At 61.6% G+C, this 24,010-nt stretch carries 21 protein-coding genes and 1 riboswitch; of the genes, 11 read left to right on the top strand and 10 right to left on the bottom strand.

Features of this window, described 5'->3' with window-relative positions:
- From NV64_RS01055 to zigA, 5 genes are all read right to left on the bottom strand, one after another.
- Positions 1 to 610: thiazole synthase (locus tag NV64_RS01055; RefSeq protein WP_101505119.1), on the bottom strand; the 610-nt coding region annotated here is incomplete at its 3' end.
- 3 nt (positions 611 to 613) lie between these two features.
- Positions 614 to 811, bottom strand: a complete 198-nt coding sequence (gene thiS, locus NV64_RS01050) for a sulfur carrier protein ThiS (RefSeq protein WP_056237681.1) — start codon at positions 809 to 811, stop codon at positions 614 to 616.
- The gene (locus tag NV64_RS01045; protein WP_056237679.1) at positions 808 to 1,740 is read right to left on the bottom strand and encodes an FAD-dependent oxidoreductase; all 933 of its coding nucleotides are present in this window, start codon (positions 1,738 to 1,740) and stop codon (positions 808 to 810) included. Before NV64_RS01045 ends, thiS begins: the two co-directional genes overlap by 4 nt.
- A gap of 142 nt (positions 1,741 to 1,882) precedes the next feature.
- Positions 1,883 to 2,002, bottom strand: a riboswitch (TPP riboswitch).
- Between the two features lie 145 nt (positions 2,003 to 2,147).
- Positions 2,148 to 2,885 (bottom strand): HPP family protein, encoded by a 738-nt coding sequence (locus NV64_RS01040; RefSeq protein ID WP_101505118.1) that lies wholly within the window; start codon positions 2,883 to 2,885, stop codon positions 2,148 to 2,150.
- Between the two features lie 145 nt (positions 2,886 to 3,030).
- Positions 3,031 to 4,248: a zinc metallochaperone GTPase ZigA gene (zigA, locus tag NV64_RS01035; RefSeq protein ID WP_101505117.1), complete on the bottom strand. Its 1,218-nt coding sequence runs from the start codon at positions 4,246 to 4,248 to the stop codon at positions 3,031 to 3,033.
- A 409-nt stretch (positions 4,249 to 4,657) separates the two neighbouring features.
- On the opposite strand from zigA, the gene NV64_RS01030 reads away from it, so the two are divergent.
- Entirely contained in the window at positions 4,658 to 6,682 is a 2,025-nt protein-coding gene (locus tag NV64_RS01030) for a choline transporter (protein ID WP_369814388.1), read from the top strand.
- Between the two features lie 54 nt (positions 6,683 to 6,736).
- On the opposite strand, the gene NV64_RS01025 is transcribed toward NV64_RS01030, so the two are convergent.
- Positions 6,737 to 7,621: a DMT family transporter gene (locus NV64_RS01025; RefSeq protein ID WP_056237668.1), complete on the bottom strand. Its 885-nt coding sequence runs from the start codon at positions 7,619 to 7,621 to the stop codon at positions 6,737 to 6,739.
- Between the two features lie 162 nt (positions 7,622 to 7,783).
- On the opposite strand from NV64_RS01025, the gene NV64_RS01020 reads away from it, so the two are divergent.
- The 7 genes from NV64_RS01020 (at position 7,784) to NV64_RS00990 (ending at position 16,422) form a co-directional block, all read left to right on the top strand.
- Positions 7,784 to 9,181 carry a PLP-dependent aminotransferase family protein gene (locus NV64_RS01020; protein WP_101505116.1) on the top strand — a complete coding sequence of 466 codons (1,398 nt, stop codon included), beginning with the start codon at positions 7,784 to 7,786 and terminating at the stop codon, positions 9,179 to 9,181.
- A gap of 225 nt (positions 9,182 to 9,406) precedes the next feature.
- Positions 9,407 to 9,967: a GNAT family N-acetyltransferase gene (locus tag NV64_RS01015; protein WP_056237663.1), complete on the top strand. Its 561-nt coding sequence runs from the start codon at positions 9,407 to 9,409 to the stop codon at positions 9,965 to 9,967.
- Between the two features lie 31 nt (positions 9,968 to 9,998).
- Complete coding sequence (locus NV64_RS01010) at positions 9,999 to 11,618, top strand: ABC transporter substrate-binding protein (RefSeq protein ID WP_101505115.1); 1,620 nt, start codon at positions 9,999 to 10,001, stop codon at positions 11,616 to 11,618.
- A 13-nt stretch (positions 11,619 to 11,631) separates the two neighbouring features.
- Complete coding sequence (locus NV64_RS01005) at positions 11,632 to 12,627, top strand: ABC transporter permease (protein WP_101505114.1); 996 nt, start codon at positions 11,632 to 11,634, stop codon at positions 12,625 to 12,627.
- Positions 12,628 to 12,630: 3 nt separating this feature from the next.
- Positions 12,631 to 13,467, top strand: a complete 837-nt coding sequence (locus NV64_RS01000; RefSeq protein ID WP_101505113.1) for an ABC transporter permease — start codon at positions 12,631 to 12,633, stop codon at positions 13,465 to 13,467.
- Entirely contained in the window at positions 13,464 to 15,059 is a 1,596-nt protein-coding gene (locus tag NV64_RS00995; RefSeq protein WP_101505112.1) for an ABC transporter ATP-binding protein, read from the top strand. The genes NV64_RS01000 and NV64_RS00995 overlap by 4 nt, the downstream gene beginning before the upstream one ends.
- A 22-nt stretch (positions 15,060 to 15,081) precedes the next feature.
- Complete coding sequence (locus NV64_RS00990) at positions 15,082 to 16,422, top strand: LLM class flavin-dependent oxidoreductase (RefSeq protein ID WP_056237655.1); 1,341 nt, start codon at positions 15,082 to 15,084, stop codon at positions 16,420 to 16,422.
- A gap of 51 nt (positions 16,423 to 16,473) precedes the next feature.
- On the opposite strand, the gene NV64_RS00985 is transcribed toward NV64_RS00990, so the two are convergent.
- The 4 genes from NV64_RS00985 to NV64_RS00970 all read right to left on the bottom strand — a co-directional run bounded on the left by NV64_RS00985 (position 16,474) and on the right by NV64_RS00970 (position 19,810).
- Positions 16,474 to 17,451: a DMT family transporter gene (locus NV64_RS00985; protein WP_101505111.1), complete on the bottom strand. Its 978-nt coding sequence runs from the start codon at positions 17,449 to 17,451 to the stop codon at positions 16,474 to 16,476.
- On the bottom strand, positions 17,448 to 18,026 hold the full coding sequence (locus tag NV64_RS00980) for a TetR/AcrR family transcriptional regulator (RefSeq protein WP_056237654.1): 579 nt from the start codon (positions 18,024 to 18,026) through the stop codon (positions 17,448 to 17,450). The genes NV64_RS00985 and NV64_RS00980 overlap by 4 nt, the downstream gene beginning before the upstream one ends.
- A 239-nt stretch (positions 18,027 to 18,265) precedes the next feature.
- A complete protein-coding gene (locus NV64_RS00975; RefSeq protein ID WP_056237651.1) occupies positions 18,266 to 19,066 on the bottom strand; it encodes a DUF1460 domain-containing protein in 801 nt (266 codons plus the stop codon).
- Positions 19,067 to 19,231: 165 nt separating this feature from the next.
- Positions 19,232 to 19,810, bottom strand: a complete 579-nt coding sequence (locus NV64_RS00970) for a helix-turn-helix domain-containing protein (RefSeq protein WP_056237647.1) — start codon at positions 19,808 to 19,810, stop codon at positions 19,232 to 19,234.
- Between the two features lie 132 nt (positions 19,811 to 19,942).
- Here NV64_RS00970 and NV64_RS00965 point away from each other — a divergent pair, with 132 nt between their 5' ends.
- The 3 genes from NV64_RS00965 to NV64_RS00955 all read left to right on the top strand — a co-directional run bounded on the left by NV64_RS00965 (position 19,943) and on the right by NV64_RS00955 (position 24,010).
- Positions 19,943 to 20,821, top strand: a complete 879-nt coding sequence (locus NV64_RS00965) for a DMT family transporter (protein ID WP_056237644.1) — start codon at positions 19,943 to 19,945, stop codon at positions 20,819 to 20,821.
- Positions 20,822 to 21,673: 852 nt separating this feature from the next.
- Positions 21,674 to 22,078: an H-NS family nucleoid-associated regulatory protein gene (locus NV64_RS00960; RefSeq protein ID WP_056237642.1), complete on the top strand. Its 405-nt coding sequence runs from the start codon at positions 21,674 to 21,676 to the stop codon at positions 22,076 to 22,078.
- 303 nt (positions 22,079 to 22,381) lie between these two features.
- Positions 22,382 to 24,010, top strand: coding sequence for a TIGR04028 family ABC transporter substrate-binding protein (locus tag NV64_RS00955; protein ID WP_101505110.1), 1,629 nt, complete (start codon positions 22,382 to 22,384; stop codon positions 24,008 to 24,010).

Genomic DNA, 24,010 nt, shown 5'->3' with positions numbered 1-24,010 from the left:
CCGCCGTATTCAGCAGAATACCGTCGAAGCCCAGCTCCATCGCCTGCGCGGCCTGGCTCGGCGCACCGATGCCGGCATCAATAATCAGCGGCGTATCCGGGAACCATGCGCGCATTGCGCGCAGCCCGTCGATATTGCGCAGCCCCTGGCCGGAGCCGATCGGCGCGCCCCACGGCATCAGCAGCCGGCAGCCGGCTTCCAGCAGTTTTTCACCGACGATCAGATCCTCAGTGGTGTAGGGAAACACCTGAAAGCCTTCGGCGCAGAGGATGCGCGCGGCTTCGACCAGCGCAAACGGGTCAGGCTGCAGCGTATCGGCGTTGCCAATCACCTCCAGCTTGATCCACGAGGTGCCGAAGACTTCCCGCGCCATCTGCGCGGTGGTCACCGCCTCTTTCACCGTATGGCAGCCGGCGGTATTGGGCAGCACCCGCATGTTCATCTGCTGCAGGATCTCGCGGAACGCGCCGCCCTGGCTGCCTTCGCGGCGCAGGCTGACGGTGATAATTTCGCAGCCGGAGGCGGCGACCGCCTGGGTCAGTATCGCCGGCGAAGGATACCCGGCGGTGCCGAGCAGGAAACGTGACCGCGGTGTATAGTCGTAAAACATGCTTCAGCCCCCCTGCATCGGTGACAGGACTTCCAGCTCGCAGCCCTCGTGCAGGATCTGCTGAGCATACTGCGCGCGCGGGATAAACTGGCCGTTAAGGGCGCTGGCCACGCAACTGGCGTCGATCTGCTGCTCCGCCAGCAGCGCGGCCAGCGTGGTGGCGGCGGTGTCGATCCGCTGTCCGTTGAGTTGAATTTTCATAACAGGTTGTCCTGGGTAAGGTGTTGCATCAGTTTCTCCGCCATTACCGGCGCGAGCAGAAAACCGTGGCGATACATGCCGTTGACGTACCAGCGGCCGTTAAGGTGACGAATGGCGGGAACGTTATCCGGCCATGACGGGCGCAGGCCGGTGCCGCTTTCGATAATCCGCGCCTCGGCCAGCGCCGGGTGGATAGCCCAGGCGGCGCTGAGCAGCTCCATCATCGCGCGGGCGCTGATCGGACTGGCGTCATCGCTCTCTACCATGGTGGCACCGAGCATAAAATGGCCGCTGGCGCGCGGGACCAGATAGCAGGGAAAACGCGGGTGCAGCAGGCGCACCGGGCGCGACAGCTGCAGCTCCTGCGTCTGCAGGATCAGCATTTCACCGCGCACGCCGCGCAGGCCTGCTAACGCGTCGGCGGCGTGAATGCCGCGGCAGTCGATCACCCGGCCGGTGGGGCCGCCGCTGTGAAACGCCACGCCGGACCGCTGCAGCCTGTCGCGCAGCTGGTTCATGGCGTCACGCGGATTAAGGTGCGCCTCACCGGCGAAGAACAGACCGCGGGCAAACCGCCCCTGAAGATGGGGTTCCAGTTCGCCGGGATCGACCCACTGATGCGCGTGGGTGACGCGGGCAAAGCGGTTCAGATCCGGCGCGTCGCGCGGCGGGGCCACCACCAGCGTGCCCTGATGCTGCACGCCGTCGACGCGCGCCGCCCACCAGGGGGCCGAGCGCTGGCCGAGTTCGGTCACCTCATCGGGGGCGCTTTCGCCCTCGCACCAAGGCGCGAGCATGCCGCCGGCCCAGTGCGACGCCGGACGCCGGGACTCATCGACGATCACCTCAACCGACTGGCCGCGTTCGGCCAGCGCGGTGGCGACGCACAGCCCGCTGACGCCGTCGCCGATAACCGACCAGCGGCTCATGGCGCAGGCGTCCGTAAAGGAACAGATGCAGGATAAATTACAGAAGAATTCACGTTGGCCTCGTTTAAAAGAGGACCCGTGATAAGGCAGGGAGAGTACGCGCGGGCAGGCGAAGTTGACCAGCGCATCAGGTTGCTCTGCGGGGCAAAGCAACGCGTCTTCCTACGCCAGTATCAACTGGGTCAGGTTCTAAGGGTCGCCGGGCCGCGATAATCGCTACCAGCCTCTCAGTCTCTCTGGCGAGACTCCCCTGACGGTTCTATTTGTATTTTATCTGCTGCCGCGCCGTCAAGCACGATGTCAGATTTTGCTGCCGCGGATACGGCCTGAAACGTTACCGGCCGATCGATATGCTCAGCCGCGATGGCTGTTCCGGGCGGCGGACCGCAGTAGCACGTTCATGCGCCTTACGCCGCGCGGCGTTCCGGGCCAGACTGCTGTTGCCGACGCCGGGCAATCTGCTCCGCGTGCTGCAGCACCTCCTGCAGATCATCCTCATCGATGTCCAGCAGCTCGCCGGCCAGCAGCGCTTCGTGCAGATCGGCGCGGGTAATCGAGACGTTCACCACCACCGGCGCGGGTCTGGCTTCCGCAGCGGCCAGCGGATGCGGATAACGGCGGCCGGCCAGGTTGTTAAATACAATCGCCAGCAGCGCCAGCGACAGCGAGTTGAGCAGGATCGGGGTAAGGACATAACCGTAGCCCAGCTGATGGATCGCCGGCCCGCCGATCACCGCGGTCAGCGCCACCGCGCCGCCCGGCGGATGCAGGCAACGCAGCTTAAACATCAGGACGATCGCCAGCGCGGCGGCCACGCCGCAGGCCAGTGCCGGCATGGCGATCCACTGGCCGACGGTCACGCCAACCAGCGCGCAGAGCACGTTACCGCCCACCACCGACCACGGCTGCGCCAGCGGGCTGTTCGGCACGCCAAACAGCAGCACCGCGGACGCGCCCATGGGGGCGACAAACCACAGGTTCACTTCGCCGAGCAGCCAGTGGCTGAACAGGCTGGTGATCGCCAAGCCGATACCTGCGCCGAGGCTGGCGAGGAGCATCTGTTTGCGGGCCACGGCCAGCGGGTGTGGCCAGAAGCGGCCAAGGAAAAGGCGTAGCTGCGCAGGCAGCGTGGAGGAGCGATTCATTTTGCAGGCGTCCGGTCATAGGAAATTCTTATTGTTTAGCGCGCTGATTCTCGCCGATCCTCCGCGCTGAAACAACCCGCCATCGTCAGAAGCGCAGCGGGAACAGAGACTGGCGAGGTGCCGAACGCCCGCCGTGAGAATTCGGTTACCACGCCGGCACCGGGTCGCTGAAGAACTGCCAGCCCTGCGGCCCCAGCGCCATCTCCTTATCGGTCAGCAGCGCGGCGTCGAGCTGACGCCGCAGCGCCGCCTCATCCATCTGCATACCGATAAACACCAGCTCCTGGCGCGCGTCGCCGCTGCCCTCCTGCCAGTTTTGCATAATCGACAGTCGCAGATCCTCATCCTCAGGCCAGCGTTCAGGCGGTACCGCCGCCCACCAGCGGCCGGCCAGCCCCTGATGCGAGACGCCGCCCGCCTGTGACCAGTTACCGGCAAAATCGGGGCGTGAAGCCAGCCAGAAAAAGCCTTTTGAGCGCACGATACCCCGCAGCTCGCCGCTGAAAAATTCCCAGAAGCGCTGCGGATGGAACGGCCGGCGCGCGCGCCAGACAAAGTGGCTGATGCCGTACTCCTCGGTTTCCGGCACGTGGCTGCCGCGCAACTCCTGCAGCCAGCCCGGCGCTTCGGCGGCGGCGTCAAAGTCAAACAGGCCGGTATTCAGCACTTTCTCCAGCGCTATCTGCCCAAAACGCGCCACTTCAATGCGCGCGCGCGGGTTAAGGCTGCGCAGGATCGCCACCAGCTGGCCGCGCTGCTGTTCGTCAATCAGGTCGGTTTTGTTCAGCACCAGCACGTCGCAGAACTCGATCTGGTCGATCAGCAGGTCCACCACCGAACGCCCATCCTGCTCGCCCAGCGACTCACCGCGCTGCTGCAGGCTGTCGCGCGACTGATAGTCGCGCAGGAAGTTGTAGCCGTCGACCACCGTCACCAGGGTATCCAGCCGGGCCACCGCCGACAGGCTCTCTCCATTTTCCTCTTCGAAGGTGAAGGTTTCCGCCACCGGCAGCGGCTCGGAGATGCCGGTGGACTCAATCACCAGCTGGTCAAAGCGCCCTTCCCGCGCCAGCCGGCTGACTTCGAGCAGCAGATCCTCACGCAGGGTGCAGCAGATACAGCCGTTGCTCATCTCGACCAGCTTCTCGTCGGTGCGCGACAGGTCGGCTCCGCCGTCGCGCACCAGCGCCGCGTCAATGTTCACCTCCGACATATCGTTAACGATCACCGCCACCCGGCGGCCTTCGCGGTTGTGCAGGATATGGTTAAGCAGGGTGGTTTTCCCGGCACCGAGAAAACCGGACAGCACGGTGACCGGCAGGCGCGCATCGCGTGGCAGAGGGGTTAAGTATTCAGCGTTCATCAGTTCCTCACAGCGTAACAGACTGGCATTAGCGAGGCGGCACGCTGCCCCTCGCCATTATTGTTACGTTATAACATAACAATAGTGATTGTCACCTTCTCTTTTCTGTGGACATCAGGTGCAATTTTCACCGCCCGGCGAGGGTGAAATTATTTTTAATTGAATGCTCAATCAATAAAAACTATGATCGGGGACAGTTTTTAACAGAAAAAATGTTACCGGGGTGAAATTACTGAAAAATTAACTACGCTATTTCCATCACATAGCGACCTCACCTGATGCCTCGTCAAGTGTAATTAGCGGATAGTCGGCGGAAGTCACCCAGTATGCGCTAATGCACGCTTCGCAGAGCAAACGTCAGGTCAGTTATTCGTTCTCATTTTGCGGAGACCTTATGCCAGATATTGACATGCCAGAGAAAGCTCAGCAGGACCGTATCAACCCGGTGGTGTTCTACACCTCTGCCGCGCTGATCCTGCTGTTCTCACTGACCACCATCCTGTTTACCGATTTTTCCGACAACCTGATCAATCACGCGCTCGACTGGGTATCCAACACCTTTGGCTGGTACTACCTGCTGGCGGCCACCCTCTACATCGTGTTTGTGGTGTTTATGGCCTGCTCGCGCTTCGGTTCGATCAAGCTCGGGCCGGAGCAGTCGAAGCCGGAGTTCAGCCTGATGAGCTGGTCGGCGATGCTGTTCGCCGCCGGCATCGGCATCGACCTGATGTTCTTCTCGGTGGCCGAACCGGTCACCCAGTATATGATGCCGCCGGAGGGCGCGGGGCAAACCCATGAGGCCGCACGCCAGGCGATGGTGTGGACGCTGTTCCACTACGGGCTGACCGGCTGGTCGATGTACGCGCTGATGGGCATCGCGCTCGGTTACTTCAGCTACCGCTACGGGCTGCCGCTGACCATCCGTTCGGCGCTCTATCCGATCTTCGGTAAACGCATTAACGGCCCGATCGGCCACACCGTGGACATCGCCGCGGTGATCGGCACCATCTTCGGCATCGCCACCACCCTCGGCATCGGCGTGGTGCAGCTGAACTACGGTCTCAACGTACTGTTTGATATCCCGGAGGGGCTGACCGCGCAGAGTGCGCTGATCGTGCTGTCGGTGGTGATGGCGACCATTTCCGTCACCTCCGGCGTTAATAAGGGCATCCGTTTCCTGTCGGAACTCAACGTGCTGCTGGCCTTTGGCCTGATCCTGTTTGTACTGTTCGTCGGCGATACCGGCTTCCTGCTTAACGCGCTGGTGCTGAACGTCGGGGATTATATCAACCGCTTTATGGGGATGACGCTGAACAGCTTCGCCTTTGACCCGCAGACCGAGTGGATGAACAACTGGACGCTGTTCTTCTGGGCGTGGTGGGTTGCCTGGTCGCCGTTTGTCGGCCTGTTCCTCGCCCGTATCTCACGCGGCCGCACCATCCGCCAGTTTGTACTGGGCACGCTGACCATTCCGTTTATCTTCACCCTGCTGTGGCTGTCGATCTTCGGCAACAGCGCGCTGAACGAGATCATCCACGGCAACCTGGCGTTTGCCCAGGAGACGATGGCGCACCCGGAACGTGGCTTCTACAGCCTGCTGGCGCAGTACCCGGGCTTTACCTTCAGCGCCTCGGTCGCCACCATTACCGGCCTGCTGTTTTACGTTACCTCGGCGGACTCCGGCTCGCTGGTACTGGGCAACTTCACCGCCCGCCTCAGCGACATTAACAATGACGCCCCCAACTGGCTGCGCATCTTCTGGTCGGTGGCGATCGGCCTGCTGACCATGGGTATGCTGATGGTTAACGGCGTCAGCGCGCTGCAAAAAACCACGGTGATCATGGGCCTGCCGTTCAGCTTTGTGATCTTCTTTGTGATGGCCGGGCTGTATAAATCGCTGCGGGTGGAAGATCACCGCCGCGCCAGCACCACGGTGAATATGCCGCCGGTGCCGGTATCACGCGACGATCGCCTCAACTGGAAGCAGCGTATTTCCCGCGTGATGAACTATCCGGGTTCCACGCACACCAAAAAGATGCTGGATGAAGTGTGCCGCCCGGCAATGGAAGAGGTAGGGCGTGAGCTGGAGCGCCGCGGCGCCCAGGTGCAGGTCAGCGAACTGCCGCCGCAGGAAGATGAGCGCCTGAATCATCTGGAGCTGACGGTCAGCCTCGGCGATGAGCAGAGCTTCATCTACCAGATCTGGCCGCAGCGTTACTCGGTGCCGGCGTTCACCTATCGCGCCCGCCGCGGCAAGTCGGACTACTTCCGCCTGGAGACCTTCCTGCTGGAGGGCACCCAGGGCAACGACCTGATGGACTATACGCGCGAGCAGATCATTAACGACATCCTCGACCAGTACGAGCGTCATCTGACCTTCCTGCACATCCACCGCGAGGCGCCGGGCAGCACCATGCCGTTCCCGGAGAGCTGATCCTGCAGTAACGCCAGACCATCAACCAGGCCTCCGGGCCTGGTTTTTTTATGATCAGGCAAAGCGCTTCGCTCCGGCCACGCTGAGGATCACCAGCGCGGAGCAGACCAGCATACTCAGCGCCAGCGGTTCATGAAGCAGCAGCGCGGTCAGCAGCAGACCGAAGAACGGCTGCAGCAGCTGCAGCTGCCCCACCCCGGCAATGCCGCCCAGCGCCAGCCCGCGATACCAGAAAAAGAAGCCGATCAGCATACTGAACAGCGACACGTAGCCCAGGCCAAACCACGCCGGTGCGCCAACGGCGGCCAGGCTGACGGGCCAGTTGGCGATGCCGATCGCGGCCATCAGCGGCAGCGACAGCAGCAGCGCCCAGCAGATCACCTGCCAGCCCCCCAGCCGCCGCGACAGTCCGGCCCCTTCCGCGTAGCCCAGCCCACACACCAGCACCGCCGCGATCATCAGCAAATCGCCGCCGATCGCGCCGCCCTGCCCGCTGCCGATCGCAAACCCGGCCACGGTGCCGCCGCCCAGCAGCGAAAACAGCCAGAAAGCGCGCTTAGGCCGCTCACCGCCGCGCAGCACGCCAAACAGCGCCGTGGACAGCGGCAGCAGGCCGATAAATACCAGCGAGTGCCCGGCGCTGATGTGCTGCAGCGCCATGGCGGTCAGCAGCGGGAAACCGGCCACCACCCCGGCGGCAACGATCAGCAGCGGCAGCAGATCGGCACGGGCCGGCAGGCGCTGTCGCAGCAGCCACAGCAGCCCCCCACCGAGCACGGCAGCAATGACCGCCCGCGCCGAGGTTAAAAACCACGGCGAAAAATCCATCACCGCCACCCGGGTGGCGGGCAGCGAACCGCTGAAAATAATCACGCCTGCCAGCCCGCTCCACCAGCCTGCCGTCGTGCGTTGCTGCGTCTGTTCCGTTGTTTGCTGCATGGTTCCTCTGTGCATAGTTTCCCGCTCTTAACGGCTTTAGTCTCGAACGATAGTAGGATGCGTGACGGACAAGACGAAGATACAATGCAGTACAATTCTCCCGAACTGTATGGCTAACGCCAGCCATACAGTTCAGTGTTCACAGTCACGGAACCCCCGTCAATGACCCGAACCGAAAGCCTGACCGACGATATTCGCCGTAAAATCAGCAGCGGTGCGCTGGCCGCCGGTGAGCGGCTGCCGTCGATCCGCCGCTATGCCGCCCTGATGCAGGTTTCCCCCTCCACGGTAGTGGAAGCCTATGAACGGCTGGCGGCGGCCGGACTGATCCGCTCACGCCGGGGGGCGGGGTTTTACGTCAGCAGCAGTCAGCAGGCTCCCCGCAGCCTGGTGGAGAGCGCCACCCGGCTGCCGCCGGAGATCGACCCGTTCTGGGTGTCGCGCCAGTCGCTGGATGCCGGAGAAGAGGTGCTCAAGCCCGGCTGCGGCTGGTTGCCTGAAGACTGGATGCCCGCCGAAGCGCTGCGTAAAGGGCTGCGCCAGCTGGCGCGGTCGGACGCCAGCCTGCTGGTGGACTACGGCGGCACCCGAGGTGCACCGGCCCTGCGCCAGTGGCTGCAAAACCGTTTTGCCCGCGACGGGCTGAACGTGCCGCTGCAACAGATTATGCTGACCGGCTCCGGCAGCCAGGCGCTGGATCTGATCTGCCGCTTTCTGCTGCGGCCGGGGGATACCGTGCTGGTTGATGACCCCTGCTACTTTAATTTTCAGACCCAGCTGCGGATCCATCAGGTGAAGATCGCCGGCGTCCCCTGGACCCCGACCGGGCCGGATATCACCGCCTTTGAGCAGGTTCTCGCCGCGGAACGGCCGCGTCTGTATATCACCAACTCGGCGCTGCACAACCCGACCGGCGCCAGCCTGTCGCCGCAGACCGCCTGGCGGATGCTGCGCGCGGCCGAAGCCCAGGATCTGATCATCGTGGAAGATGATATTTTCGCTGATTTTGAGCCGGAGATGTCGGCGCGGCTGGCGATACCGGACGGGCTGGAGCGGGTGATCCGCATGGGCAGCTTCTCCAAGACGCTTTCCGCCTCGGTGCGCTGCGGCTATATCGCCGCCCGCCAGCCGTGGATCGACGGGCTGGTGGATCTGCAGATTGCCTGCAATTTCGGTGGCCCCAGTCCGCTGACCACCGAACTGCTGGCCAGCGTGCTGGCGGGCGGCAGCTACCGCAAACACCTCGATGACGTCACCCGCCGGCTGGCGCGGGCGCAGCGCGAGGCGGTGGCGAGGCTGACCCGGAGCGGTCTGACGCCGTGGCTGATCCCACGCGGCGGTTTTTATCTCTGGTGCCGGCTGCCCGCCGGTATCGACTCCACCGCGCTGGCCCGCCGCTGCCGTGAGGAGAACGTGATCCTCGCGCCGGGCAACGTGTTCAGCGTCTCGCAGAGCGCCGGAAATTTCCTGCGCTTTAACGTGGCGCACCTCAGCGATCCGCGGGTATTCCAGGTACTGGAGCAGGCGATGCGGGAGCTGGCTGCCGGCAATCACCTCTGAGCCCACGGGCAGTGCTTTTTTACCCGCGCGGGCGGATCGGCCACGCTTTATCTCTGCCAGCGGCATATGACCGCGCGCGGACCCCGTGAACGTCCGGGGTCATTACCGCGCTAAACCACGGATTAAGCTTTTAACCGCGTATCCTTATCAGATATTCATCGTTCACAGTGTCGTAACAGCCAGCTAATAATCACGCCATTCTCACACCCGTTAAGGTGGCACGTTATGACCGAGCGTATTCGTTTAGCCCAGCCTGAAGAGGCGGAATTTCTGCATGCTCTATTACAGCGAGCCTACGCGCCGTTAATTCCGCAGGGAATACATTTCACCATTACCCGTTCCAGCGTTGAAGACGTGCGGGCGGTCATCGCCAGCGAATCGACCTTTGTACTGGAAAGCGACGGCCAGCTGGTAGCGACGCTGACCGCCCGATTCCCGTGGACGCCGGATAAGAAGCAGGTGGCGCCCTGGCCGTTCCTGCACTGGTTTGCCGTCGATCCGGACTTTAAAGGCAGGGGCTACGGCAGCCGCATTATCCGTTACGTGGAGGAGAGTTTTCTGCGCGACACGCTGAAGGCACCGGCGGTGTATCTGGCAACCGCGATTAAACATCCGTGGCTGTCGCAGCTTTATCTGCGTCGCGGCTATCAGCCGTTCCACCGGGCAATAAATCCGCTGGGCGTGGAGCTGGTTTATTTAACCCGCGTACTCGACCAGCAGCGTTATGAGCAGGCTAAAAATAAAGAAACCCTGCACGATTTTACTGATAACAAACTGACCGCCTGACTGGCTTCTTAAACATTATTCCGGGAAAACTATGCGCGTAAATAATAACGTGGCCATGATGGCCACCTTTTCACTGCTGGCCCTTTCCGTCTCCGCGGCTTTTGCCGCAGAAAAACCGCAAACCGGCGGTACCCTGACCTGGGGTGTTGAAGTTGAACCCAGCCCGCTGAATCCGCAGCTGAACGGCCAGGATAAAGCCGAGCTGATCCTGCGCGCCGCCTATGAGTCGCTGCTGGCGCGTAACGCCGACGGCAGTTACGTACCCTGGCTGGCCGAAAGCTACAAGGTGGAAGACGAGGGGAAACGCATCACCTTCACCCTGCGTAAAGGGGTGAAGTTCACCGACGGCGTGCCGTTTAATGCGGCAGCGGTGGCGGAAAACTTCCGCCGCATTCAGGATCCGGCCTACGCGGCGGGTACCAGCCTGTACGCGCTGGGCAGCCATCTGGCCAGCGTGGAAACCCCGGATGAGCAGCACGTGGTGCTGAACCTGAAAGAGGTTTATACGCCGTTCCTGTCGTTCGCCGCCGGGCTGAAGCTGATTTCCCCGAAATCCTGGGAGTCACCAACGGTAAAAGCCGGTGGTGCTGAGGTGGCCGGTACCGGTCCGTTTATTCTGCAGCGCTATGAAAAAGGCCAGCAGATCGTCTTTAAGAAAAACCCGGACTACAACTGGGCACCGGCCAACGCCGGCCGCCAGGGCCCGGCGTATCTCGATGGCGTAACTTACCGCTTCCTGCCGGAATCTTCCGTACGTACCGGTGCCCTGCTCTCCGGCCAGGTGGATCTGATTGAGGGGATCTCCGGTAATGACGCCGGTGAATTCAAAGATAACCCGGACTTCGACTACCGGCATGCGCTGAACACCGGCACCCCTTACTCGCTGTTCCTTAACGTGGAATATGGCCCGACCCGCGAGCAGAAGGTGCGCCAGGCCCTGCTGCAGGGGCTGGATATCGACGGCATACTGAAATCGATCTATCGCGGCGAACGCACCCGTACCTGGGGCATCACCTCACCGATCGATCCGCTTTATGACAAAGGGCTGGAAGGCAAATACGGCAACAATCCGACGCTGGGCAATAAACTGCTGGATGAAGCAGGCTGGACTCAGCGTGATGCCGATGGCTTCCGCACCAGAGAGGGTAAACGCCTGACCATCGATATCGTCCAGGCACAGGCGACCGTCCGTGACCAGCGCGGCGTGCTGCTGCAGGCGCTGCAGGCGCAGGCCCGCCAGCGTCTCGGCGTGGATCTGAACATCCGTTACGTCGATTCCGGCACCTACGTCGAGCTGCGTAACAGCGGCCAGTTTGGTTCGATTGCCAACTCCAACACGCCTACCGACGGCATCGACATTGAAAACCACTACCTGCCGGTGAAAGCGGGCGGGGCCATCAACTACAGCCGCACCTCGGCACCGGAGATCCTGCCGCTGCTGAAAGCTGCCTCCACCACCCTGGACGAGGCGAAAAAACGCGAGTCCTACGCGCAGTTGCAGCAGTTCGTGATTCTGGACCAGGCCGTGGCGGTACCGTTGTATGAGCCGGAAGACCAGATCGCCTCGGCGAAATATGTCCACGGCGTCGGTTTCCGTGCCTTTAAGCAGCTGCCGGAAAACGCCTGGGGCGTCTGGCTGAGCAAACACTGATAACGGAGTCATCATGAGCAGCGAAACCACTCCCCTGATCAAAAGCCCTTCGGCCCTGCGCCTGAAGGCGCCCTCCTCCCTGCTGTGGCGGGCGACCGGGCGTCTGGGCGGCGGCGTGATGGTGCTGTGGGCAGCGGTGACGCTGTCCTTTATCGGCGTCTGGCTGGCACCGGGCGATATTGTCAGCCTGCTGATCGGTGAACAGATCCGCACCCCGGAAATTGAAGCGGCGATCCGCGCCGAATGGGGGCTGGATCAGCCCCTGTGGCAGCAGTACCTCAGCTACCTGTGGCGCGTGCTGCACGGCGATTTTGGCCGCTCTTATATGCTCAATGTCGACGTCGGCCAGCTGATGGCCTCGCAGCTGGTGCCAACCCTGAAGCTGACCGCCGCCGCACTGCTGGTCAGCGTGGCGTTTGCCGTGCTGCTGGCGGTGAGTACCGCGCACCGTCGCTGGGGTCGTCGCGTTGCCAACGGCATTGAACTGCTGCTGGCCTCCACGCCCTCATTCTGGCTGGGAATTGTGCTGCTGTTCGTGTTCAGCTTTACCCTGCGCTGGTTCCCGGTGGCCGGCGACCGCAACGCTGCCGCGCTGGTGCTGCCGGCGCTGGCGCTGGGGCTGGCGCAGGGGGCGGTGGTGTCACAGGTGCTGCGGCGCGGGCTGGAGGAGGCGCTGGATCAGCCGTTTTCGCTGACGCTGCGCGCCTGGGGCATTAAGGGCAGCACCGTGCGCCTGCGCCACGCGCTGCGCCATGCGGCGCTGCCGGCAGTGACGCTGACCGGCTGGCTGGTCGGCGGCCTGCTGAGTGGTGCGGTGATCACCGAAACGGTGTTCAGCCGTCCCGGCCTCGGCAAGGTGACGGTGGACGCGGTGCTGAGCAAGGATCTGCCGGTGGTGCTGGCCGTCGCCATTCTGTCGGCGCTGATCTACGTGGTGATGAGCACGCTGGTCGATATCCTCGCCCTGCTGCTCGACCCGCGCCTGCGTCACCAGCCGGGCAGGGAGTGAATCATGTCTGAAATCTTAACGCTGCGCCTTGCGCGCAGCCTGCCTTACGGCCTGCTGGCCGCCCTGTTATTCCTGTTGCTGCTGGCGCTGGCCGCCCTGTTTCCCGGCTGGCTGGCACCTTTCGATCCGCTGCAGGCCGACCCGCTCAACGCCATGCTGCCCCCTTCCTGGCAACACTGGCTGGGCACCGATCAGCTGGGCCGCGATCTGCTGAGCCGGGTGATCTACGGCAGCCGCTACTCGCTGCTGATTTCGGTAGCGGCGATCGCGCTGGCGGTGGTGGCGGGTACGCTGCTGGGCCTGCTGGCCGGGCTGGCGCGCGGCGTGGTGGATGAGGTGACTGGCCGCACGGTCGACGTCATCTCCGCCTTCCCGGACCTGCTGCTGGCGCTGATGCTGATCGCCTTTACCGGCCCCGGCACCGTTAACCTGATTATTGCGCTGGGCGTTGCTTCGGTGCCGCGCTTTGCCCGCGTGGTGCGCGCGCAGACGTTTCTGGTGGCGCAGTCCGGCTACGTGGAACAGGCGCGCACCTTTGGTCTGCCGCGCTGGCAGCTGGTGCTGCGTCACGTGCTGCCGCACGCGGTGGCGCAGGTGCCGGCGCTGGCCACCCTCGGTCTGGGTACGGCGATCATCGGCACCGCCGGGCTGAGCTTCCTCGGCATGGGCCCGCAGCCGCCGACGGCGGAGTGGGGGCTGATGCTGGCGGAAGGCCGTAACTATCTGCGTAACGCCTGGTGGACCGGCGTCTGGCCGGGCGTTGCCATTACCCTGACCGTGGTAGCGGTGAATACCGTTGGCCGCTACTGGCAGGCCCGTTTTGAAGGAAAACAACCATGACCGCTGCGGTAGATATTCATAACCTGGCCATCCGCTTTGGCGAACAGACGGTGGTTAACGGGCTGAGTCTGACCATTCAGCCGGGGGAATCGGTGGCGCTGGTCGGCGAGTCCGGCTCCGGTAAAACCGTCACCGCCCGCGCGCTGCTGGGGTTGCAGGCCAAAGGCGCAATCATCAGCGCCGACCGTTTCGATATTCTCGGCCAGCCCGCGCTGGGTAACAGCGAGCGCCAGTGGCGGCAGGTACGGGGTAAGCAGATTGGCTACGTGCTGCAGGACGCGCTGGTTTCTCTCGATCCGCTGCGTACCGTCGGCCAGCAGCTGGCCGACGCCCTGCTGGCCAGCCAGCCGCTGCCCGCCCGCGAAATCGTGCCGCGCAGCATTCAGCTGCTGCAGCAGGCGGGCATTGCCGACGCAGAGCAGCGTCTGGCGGTTTACCCGCATCAGCTCTCCGGCGGCCTGCGCCAGCGGGTGCTGATCGCCTGCGCGCTGGCCGGGCAGCCGGCGCTGCTGATTGCCGACGAACCGACCACCGCGCTGGATATGACGGTGCAGAAACAGATCCTGTCGCTGCTGCAGCAGCGCCGCGATAACGGCCAGGCGCTGCTGCTGATCAGCCATGACCTGGCGGTGGTGGCCGAGCTGGCCGACCGGGTGCTGGTGATGCGCGACGGCGAAGTGGTGGAGAGCGGTGCCACCCGTGAGGTGCTGCGTACCCCGCAGCACGCGTGGAGCCGCCGCCTGCTGCAGGCTATCCCCCGCCCGGAGACGCGCGGTTTTCGTCTGGCGTCACCGCAGCCGGAGGCGCTGCCCGAACGCGCCCCGGCCGGAGAGATCGTGGTGGCGGTCAACGGCGTCCATAAGTATTACGGCGACCGCCACGTGGTCAATAACGTCTCCTTCACGCTGCGCGCCGGGGAAACGCTGGGGGTGGTCGGTGAGTCCGGCTCCGGCAAAAGTTCGCTGGCCCGTCTGCTGCTCGGCCTGAGCGAACCGCAGCGCGGCGAGATCGTTATTGCCGGCCAGCGCTGGGACCATCAGCCGGAAGCGCTGCGCCGCAGCCGCCGCCAGCAGCTGCAGCTGATAGCCCAGGATCCGCTGAGCTCGTTCGATCCGCGTTACAACGTGGAGCGCATCATCGGCGAAAGCCTGGATGCGGTGCAGATCTTCGGCGCGGAGCGGCGTAAACGGGTGCTGCAGCTGCTTGACGAAGTGCGGCTCAGCCGGTCGCTGCTGCAGCGCTACCCGCGTGAACTCTCCGGCGGCCAGCGCCAGCGCGTGGCGATTGCCCGCGCCTTTGCGCCCAACCCGGCGCTGCTGGTGGCCGATGAACCGGTCAGCGCGCTGGACGTGTCGGTGCAGGCGCAGATCCTCGACCTGCTGGCCGATATGCAGGCGGAGCACCGCACCGCCCTGCTGTTTATTTCGCACGATCTCGGCGTGATCCACCACCTCTCCGACCAGCTGCTGGTGATGAAGGAGGGGCGCGTGGTGGAGAGCGGCGACGTGAACCAGGTATTTAACCACCCGCGCCATCCGTGGACGCGACAGCTTCTTGATGCGCTGCCGGCGCTGCCGGGCCGCGCTGCCTGAATAACCCGTAAGGAAACCAGCCATGAGTCAGACCCAAACACAGCTGCGCCTCGGCGCAATTATACAGGGCCCGTCGGGCAATATGTCCGCCTGGCGTCACCCGGATGCGGTCAGCGACGCCAGCATCAACGTTGAGTTCGTCACAGCGCTGGCAAAACAGGCCGAAGCGGCGAAATTCGATTTCCTGTTTGTCGCCGACGGCCTGTATATCAACGCCAGGTCGATCCCGCACTTCCTCAACCGCTTTGAGCCGATCACGCTGCTGTCCGCGCTGGCGCTGGTGACGGAGAAAATCGGCCTGGTGGCCACCCTCTCCACCTCCTACAGCGAGCCGTTTACCGTGGCGCGTCAGTTTGCCAGCCTCGATCAGCTGAGCGGCGGCCGCGCGGGCTGGAACGTCGTCACCTCACCGCTGGAAGGCTCGGCTAAAAACTTCTCACGCGATCGCCACCCGGAGCACAGCGAGCGCTACCGCATCGCCAGCGAGTATCTGCAGGTGACCAAAGGCCTCTGGGACTCGTGGGAGGCGGACGCCTTCGTGCGCAACAAAGAGAGCGGCGAGTTCTTCGCCGCCGACAAGCTGCATACGCTGAACCATAAAGGCCACTACTTCTCGGTGCAGGGACCGCTTAACGTCGGCCGTTCTCCGCAGGGGCGCCCGGTGATCTTCCAGGCCGGCGCGTCGGAGTCCGGCAAGGCGTTTGCCGCTGAAACCGCCGACGCCATCTACACCCGCCAGGAAACGCCGGAACTGGCACGCGCTTTCCGTGAAGACGTGCGCCGCCAGCTGGTGGCCAACGGCCGTGACGCCGATGATATCCGCGTCTTCCAGGGGATCAGCGTGATTATCGGCGACAGCGAAGCGCAGGCAGAAGAGCGCTACCAGCAGACCGCGCAGCTGGTATCACTGGAAAAGGCGCTGGAGTACCTTGGCCGCTACTTTGAGCATCATGACTTCAGTCAGTACGATGCGGACGCGCCCTTCCCGGATATCGGCGATCTCGGCCAGAACAGCTTCCGCAGCACCACCGACACCATCAAACGCAACGCGCAGGCGCGCGGCCTGACCCTGCGCCAGGTGGCGCTGGAAGAGGCCACCCCGCGCCCGACCTTTTCCGGCACCGCCGGACAGGTGGCCGACGGGCTGGAAGCCTGGTTTACCGGCGGCTCGGCGGACGGCTTTATCGTTCGCGGCGGCACGCCGACGGCGTTTGACGACTTCGTTGACCAGGTAATCCCGATCCTGCAGGCGCGCGGCCTCTATCGCCGCGAGTACGAAGGCAACACCCTGCGCGAACAGCTGGGGCTTCGCGAACCGGAAAACCAGTTTGCGGCGCGGCGGGAAGAGGGGGCAGCGGTGTAACGGGTTCCGGCCGGAAGAATAAGCGGGTCAGCTCCGGGCTGACCCGCTTATTCAGACCGGTTCACGATCAGGCCGCACGCGCCGCCCCGAAAACAGTCCCGCAGGCAGCGTAATAATCGCCAGGCAGATCACAATCAGCGCCATCCCGGCCCAGCCGCTGGCCGGCAGCTTCTCGCCCACCAGCGTGACGGCCAGCAGCGCGGCCACCACCGGTTCCAGCAGGGTGATGGTGGTGGCGGTACTGGCGCGGATGCGGGCTAAGCCATAGCCGTAGCAGAGATAGCCGATAAACATCGGCACCAGCGCCATATAGATCCCCACCGCAGCATTGCTCCACGACTGCAGCAGCGGTGCTCCGGTCAGCAGCAGCACCGGCATCAGCAGCAGGCCACCTGCGCCAAAGGTCGATCCCATCGCGGCCGGGCCGCTGACCCCCTTCTGCATCATCTGCCGGGCCGACCAGGAGTAGAGCGCATAGGTTAAGCCGGCCACCAGCCCCAGCAGAATACCGGCCAGCGCGTGTGGGCGTTCTGCGCCGGCGCTGGCATGGCCGCTCTCCGCCAGCGTCAGCAGCACCATTCCGGCCACGCCCACGGCGGCACCGCACATCCAGCGGCGGCTTAAGCGCTGCCGGTCAAAAAAGTACTCAAGCAGTGCCGATAACAGCGGCGCAGAGCCGATGGAAATCACCGTGCCCACCGCTACCCCGGCCAGGTTCATCGAGGCATAAAACGCCAGCGGGTAGATCGCCACGGCCAGCGCACCGATCGGCAGATAACGGCGCTGGGCCAGAATTTTACGCCGCTGCGCCACCACCGGCCGCAGGGCAATCAGGCACTGCAGTAAACCGCCGAAGCCCATCGCCACCGCGCCGACGGCGAGCGGACTGACCTCCGGCGCAAAGGTCGCGGCCGTACCGGTGGTTCCCCACAGAATGGCGGCAATCAGAACGCCGAACGTGCCGAGGGTTTGCTGCGCGGATCGGGCGTCTGTAGTGGTGGAGGTTTGCTGTTCTGCCGTGTTGCTCACAGTGCCTCCATTAACTGCTGCGCCATCGCACAGGCCTGAGTGATACAGGCGCTGTTGCCCTCCAGCCCGGCGCGGCAAATGCTGCCCTCCAGCAGGAAGGAAAAATGCCTCGCCAGCAGCGCAATATCCCTGCCCTGCGGATTAGCCAGTTCTGCAAGGTGAGTAACCAGGATCGCTTCAACCTGCTCTTTATGCTTGCGCACTTCACGTCGCCCCGCGGAATCCGCCGGGAATTCGGCGGCGGCATTCAGCAGGCCGCAGCCGCGAAAGCCGTGCTCATAGGCGAATTCGGCATGATCGCCGTAGGCAGCAAATACCGCGATCACCTTCTCACGCGGCGTGGCCGCCTGTGCCACCCGCCGCTGATAGAAGTCCAGCCACTCCTGATGGCGCACCTGCAGATAGGCGGCGATCAGCGCATCCTTGGAGCTGAAGTTATTGTAGAGGCTCTTCTTTGCCACGCCTGCGCGCTTAATAATGGCATCAATGCCGGTACTGCTGATGCCATGGGCGTAAAACAGCACCTGCGCGGCGCGGAGCAGCTTATCGTGGGCGCTTTCGCGGTCGGGGGTCATTGTCGCCTTCTTGTTGCAGTAAAAAGTAGGTAGACCAGTCTACCTACTTGTCAGCGTAAATCAACCTGAGGCTGACCACGAATGACTGAATGGCAGGTACCTCACCTGTTATTTACAGAATTCTCTGCAGGGTGATGGCTGCTGCCGGGTTAAACCTGCCACCCTGTGCCCGCTGCACGTACGCCGCAATACCGTTGTTAAGTGGATCGCCAGCGGGCAGCGGGCAGATAATGCCGCGGCTAATTCACCCGCAGCACCACGATGCCGGGCTTTTTCGCCATATATTCCAGAAATGGCGTATCGACCACCCGCATATTACGCGACAGCGATGAGGCGTTGCGGTACCACACCTGGCCATCCCGTTTGATCACGATCCCGGTGTGGGAGACGTCCAGACCGGCCAGCGGAGAATAAACGCCAACGTAATCGCCGGTGTGCAGCTTATCGAGGACCTGCTGGCTGATGGCGTTACCGGGAAGGTAGGCGATCGTCCGCGGCACGCTGCCCAGCCCGGCAATGTATTCACCGCCGTCGGCTTTGCGGTTCAGCGTCTTTTCAACCGCGATCGCCGCAGGACTCAGGCTGCGGGTGATATCCTCAGCGTTGTGCGGGCTGATGGCATACCAGTCGGTGAAGAAATGTTTTCTGCTCAGGTAGCTGACCTTATCGTTGACGTAGCGCACGCGGATGAGCCGGGTCAGGAAGTTATCCGCGCTGGTTGCGCGCGTCAGTGCCTCGACGTAATCAATCAGCGTATAGCAGTCGACGCCGTTAAAATTTGCCACCAGCACTTCCGGGGTTAACGCAGAGCCCTTCAGCGTGTCGGCCTGATACGGCGTACCGAGAAAGGCCGCCGACAGGTCGCGCACCCGTTCGCCGTGGCTTTTGTTCCGTCCGGGGATCGTCACCGTACGCAGCAGGGTGTTCACCTTCTGCGCGGTAGCGCTGTCCATCTCGGTCTGAAACGCGGGCTGCGCTGACCGGCATGAAACCACCGCTGTCAGGCCCAGCGACAGCAGTAAAACAGCCGTTTTTTTCATTTTCTCTCCTTGTTAACCGGGTTAAATCCTGGGGGGTTTTTTACCCGCTTAACCGTGGAAGAGAGAATGTGATAGCCGTTCATTTAACGCCCGTTGATGGATGCGACAACATATCTGACAAATAACCGGTTGTGCGATATTTTGCAGTGCGCAGCCGCGTGGTCCTTATCCCTGTTCAATCAGCATCACCGCCGTGGTGTTCTCCTCCAGCGCCTCAAACAGGTGCGGTTCATCAGCCGGGTAGCTGATGTAATCACCGGCGGTCAGCTCCACCCAGCCCTCCAGCGGCCCCACCCTCGCCCGGCCACTGCTGAGGATCACATGCTCCAGCGTGCCGGGCTGATGCGCGGCAGAAATCTTCGGTTCACCCGGCTGCACCTGCAGGCGATAAATATCACGCTGTGCCCCCGGTGGGCAGGTAGCCAGCAGCGTGGCCAGATAGTTTGCCTGGCCGGAGACCAGCGGCGTGCCCTCCCCGACGCGTATCACCTGCACCGGCTGTCGCGGCTGGGCGATCAGGCGACTGACCGGCACGTTCAGCGCCATCGCCAGCGCCCACAGGGTTTCCAGTCCCGGATTGCCAATGCCGTTCTCCAGCTGTGAAAGCGTGGATTTGGCAATGCCCGCGCGTTTTGCCAGCTCGGTCACGCTGACCGCCAGCCGCTCCCGTTCACGGCGCAGCGCCTGTGCCAGCAGCAGTATGGGTGAGCCTGCCGCAGATTCAGGCGGGGTTAAATCACTCATAGTGTTCTCCATATCGTACAAATGTTCTTTTTGACGAACGCCTCTTATGCGTTCATTATAATGTCCGCTCGTTCAATTTAACCTGTTAATCCACACCTGAATACCTCTACGGACCTGATAAGGAGTCAAGAAATGGTCTCAACCACGGGAACACTGCAAATGACCGCGGCAATGCTGGTCGCCGGTACCACCGGCTGGCTGGTAATCGCTTCCGGGCAGGATGCGTTAACCGCCGTTTTTTACCGCTGCCTGTTTGGCGCAGTGGCGATGGCGCTGGTCTGTTTTACCCTGCCCGGATCGTGGCAAGTGAGAATAACCCTGCATCAGTGGCTGCTGGTTGTCGCTGGCGGTATCGCACTGGTTTTAAACTGGGTGTTACTATTTACAGCGTACGCGTCAGCTTCGGTCAGTGTCGCAACCGTGACCTACCACACTCAGCCTTTTATGCTGACTGCGCTGAGTGCGCTGTTGTTTCGCGAAAAAATCTCCCGGCAGGCGGCTTTGTGGCTGGGGGTGGCGTTCGCGGGTGTCGTACTGATCGTCAGCGGAGGGCAGCCCGTCCGGTCAGGCGGGGAGCATTATCTCTCCGGGGTGCTGCTGGCGCTGGGTGCCGCGTTCTGTTACTCGCTGGTTGCGATTGTGGCCCGTAGCGTAAAGCAGATCTCCCCCCAAAAGCTGGTCCTCATCCAGCTGATTACCGGGACGCTGCTGTTACTGCCTTTTATGACACCGATAGAGGCAGAAAACCCGGTTAAGGCATGGTCGCTGCTGTTAATACTGGGTGTGGTACATACTGCGCTGATGTCGACCTTGCTTTATGCGGGGATCGGTAAACTTAGCGGCAGCCTGGTGGCCGCGCTCTCATTTATTTATCCGGTGGTCACTATCGTTGTAGACTGGCTGGTCTTTGCCCACCGCCTTACGTTAGGGCAGTTCTGCGGCGCACTCATCATCCTTATTGCCACTGCGGCCAGCTACCGGTTAAGAAATAACGCGAGCAGGAGAGCGTAACCCGCATGAACAGAGCCTGTCTGACCCTAATATTGCAGGCAGGCACGCTGTTGTTGGCGGAGCATTAAAAAGTTAAAAGTATGTTGTAACTAGTTAATGTCGTAACGGGATTTCATACCGGCTTAACGTAAACTGACTCTGTTCGCGCGCTGATGATATCTTTTTACCGGCAATCCGCTGGCTAAAAAGTGGATATAGCGACTGAAGCCGTTTTATATCCGGTCAGCAGAATAGTCCGAAACCGTCCCCCCCCGACAAACCAGAATGACCGTTACCTGACTGCTCACCTGACCCGCAGATACCGGGAATAATAACCTGGGTTAACTTTCCTCCCTGCCGACCTTCGCGGGCTGAGCAGCTAAGAGACGCCTGCATCATCAGATTGAATGCGCAAAAATGAGAACGAATAGCGGGATTTCTGGTTTACACGGGATGGTGACGGTTTATTTCACACCTGCCATAAGGCTACACGGGTGACAGCGTAACACCCGCAAAAAAAGTCAGCTTTTTTTGCGCTAAGAACAGGTGGCATACTCTGAAGAAAATCAATCATTAACAGCAGGATAGTCAGTTATTCTTCGCTAACGTAATTCAACGCGTTTTACCCCATCTTTCCGTGTAAAGTTTCAACAAGCCACGTAAGGCCTCGAAGTATAGTGTTAAGATTCATCCCATTCGATGTAAATATAGCTACATCCCCGATTGCATCTTCACTGACTTATGTGCACAACCTCACCTTTAATTGAACATTTTTTTAAATTACTGTTTTTTCCTCATTCATTTGAATGTACACTTGTCACTGGTACCTATGTTGACTAAATTTAAACCACCTTACAGGTTACGGATTCCGTTATGAGCGAAACGCTGAAAGTATTAAATAACATTCGCACCCTGCGTGCGCAGGCTCGTGAAATTTCTTTAGCTGAGCTGGAAGAGATGCTGGAGAAACTGGAAGCGGTAGTGAACGAAAGACGTGAAGCAGATGCCGCTATCGCCTCTGAGATTAAAGAAAAAGAACAGAAACTGGCAAAATACCGCCAGATGCTGCTGGAAGATGGTATCGACCTGAGCGAACTGACCGCTGCAGATAATACCACTACCAAGACCCGTGCCAAGCGTGCACCGCGTCCGGCTAAGTATGAATATACTGACGAAAACGGCGAATCCAAATCCTGGACCGGCCAGGGCCGTACCCCGGCGGTAATTAAGCAGGCGCTGGACGCAGGCAAAAAACTTGAAGATTTCCTGATCAAGTAACAAAACCGGCCACCCGTCAGGTGGCCGTTTTTTTTCCTGCCACTCCCCTCGTCATTCAGTTTTCCACGTCAGTTGTCCCTGAGATTTACCCTCTACTGCCGTCCGATCGACACCTCTGCTGCGGTATCTGTGCCCTGCCTTTTTAACCCTCCCCTGTCACACGCTCTGTTGTCAGCTTTCTCCTTCACAGCCTTATGCGCAAAACGCAAATAGCCAGAAGAATTCCTTGCTTCACCTTGACCGTTGTCAGGCCTGATATTGGTTGCCAGCAGGCACATCAAACTGACAATAAAGGAATTCCTTATGCGCAACACGTTTCGCCTTCAGGCACTTGCCGGGGCTTTGGCACTTTTAACCGGTTCTGTTATCGCCCATGCGGCAGATAAGCCGGTGCAGGGCGGTACGCTGATCTATTTAGAGCAACAGGCACACACCAATCTTTACCCCCCTGCCGGTGGGTTTTATCCTAACGGCGGTATTCTTAATCAAATTACCGATAAGCTGACCTGGCAAAATCCCGAAACGCTGCAGGTGGAACCCTGGATTGCTGAAAGCTGGAGCAGCAACGCGGAGAAAACGGAATATACCTTTAAAATTCGTCCGGGCGTGACCTTCTCCGACGGCACGCCGCTGGATGCCAGTGCGGTGGCGAAAAACTTTGATACCTATGGTCTGGGAAATAAAGCGCAGCGCCTCCCGGTATCAGAAGTGATCAATAACTATGAACGCAGCGAAGTGGTCGATCCGCTGACGGTGAAATTCTACTTTAAGAAATCCTCCCCGGGCTTTCTGCAGGGGACAGCCACGATAGGCTCCGGTCTGGTTTCTCTCAGCACCCTCGCGCGTAATTTTGAAGCGCTGGGCGATGCGCGTCATATTATCGGTTCCGGCCCGTTTGTGGTCACCGGCGAAAAGCTCGGACGTGAAGTCGATCTCAGCGTGCGCAAAGATTATAACTGGGGTCCGAAAAATGGCGCTCAGCAGGGCCGCGCTAACCTCGACGCGATCAAAATTATCGTGACGCCGGAAGACAGCGTGCGCATCGGCGCGTTGCTGGCCGGCCAGGCCGGAGCGATCCGTCAGGTGCAGGCTTATGATGAGAAGCAGGCACAGCAGCAGAACTTCCCGATCTACGCCGCACCAACCCGCGGCATCAATGACAGCCTGAGTTTCCGCCCGGATAACCCGCTGGTGTCTGAACTGAAAGTGCGCCAGGCGCTGCTGCACGCCACCAACAGCCGTCAGATCGTCGATACGCTGTTCTCGCCTAACTACCCGGTCGCCACCTCGGTGCTGGCCGCCTCGGCGGCAGGCTACGTTGATCTCAGCGACAGGCTGAAGTTTGATCCGGCGCTGGCAAATAAATTACTGGACGAAGCAGGCTGGAAGGCGGGCAGCGACGGCATCCGCCAGAAAGACGGCCAGAAACTGGCGCTGACGGTGTACGAATCCCTGCCGCAGCCGCAGAACAAAGAGGTTCTGCAGCTGGTGGCGCAGCAGTGGAAGCAGGTCGGCGTGGCGCTGGCGGTGAAGGCCGGCGATGCCGGCAGCAAAACCGTCGACAGCCTCGCTCCGCTGAAAACCCCGGTTAACGTCACCGAAGTCGGCCGCGCCGACCCGGACGTGGTGAAAAGCCAGTTCTACCCGACCAACCGCGATGCGCTGCTGCAGAAAGGCGGTTCCAGCAGCCTGGTGAAAAACTTCCGTGATGACAGGCTGAACGCGCTGCTGGAAGGCATTGCCGCGGAAACCGATCCGCAGAAACGGCTCGCGCTGACCGGCGACACGCAGCGCTACCTTATCGATAACGCCTATAACATCCCGATCTTCGAAGAGCCGCAGGTGTTCGCCAGCGCGCCGTGGCTGAAAGGGCTGAGCTTTGAGGCCGTAGGCCGCCCGAGCTTCTACGGCGTGTGGCTGGATAAACAGTAA

This window comes from Erwinia sp. B116 (assembly GCF_002865965.1).
Lineage (GTDB): Bacteria > Pseudomonadota > Gammaproteobacteria > Enterobacterales > Enterobacteriaceae > Erwinia.
The sequence above is the reverse complement of the archived record's forward strand: the minus strand, read 5'-3'. Positions and strand labels throughout refer to the sequence as shown.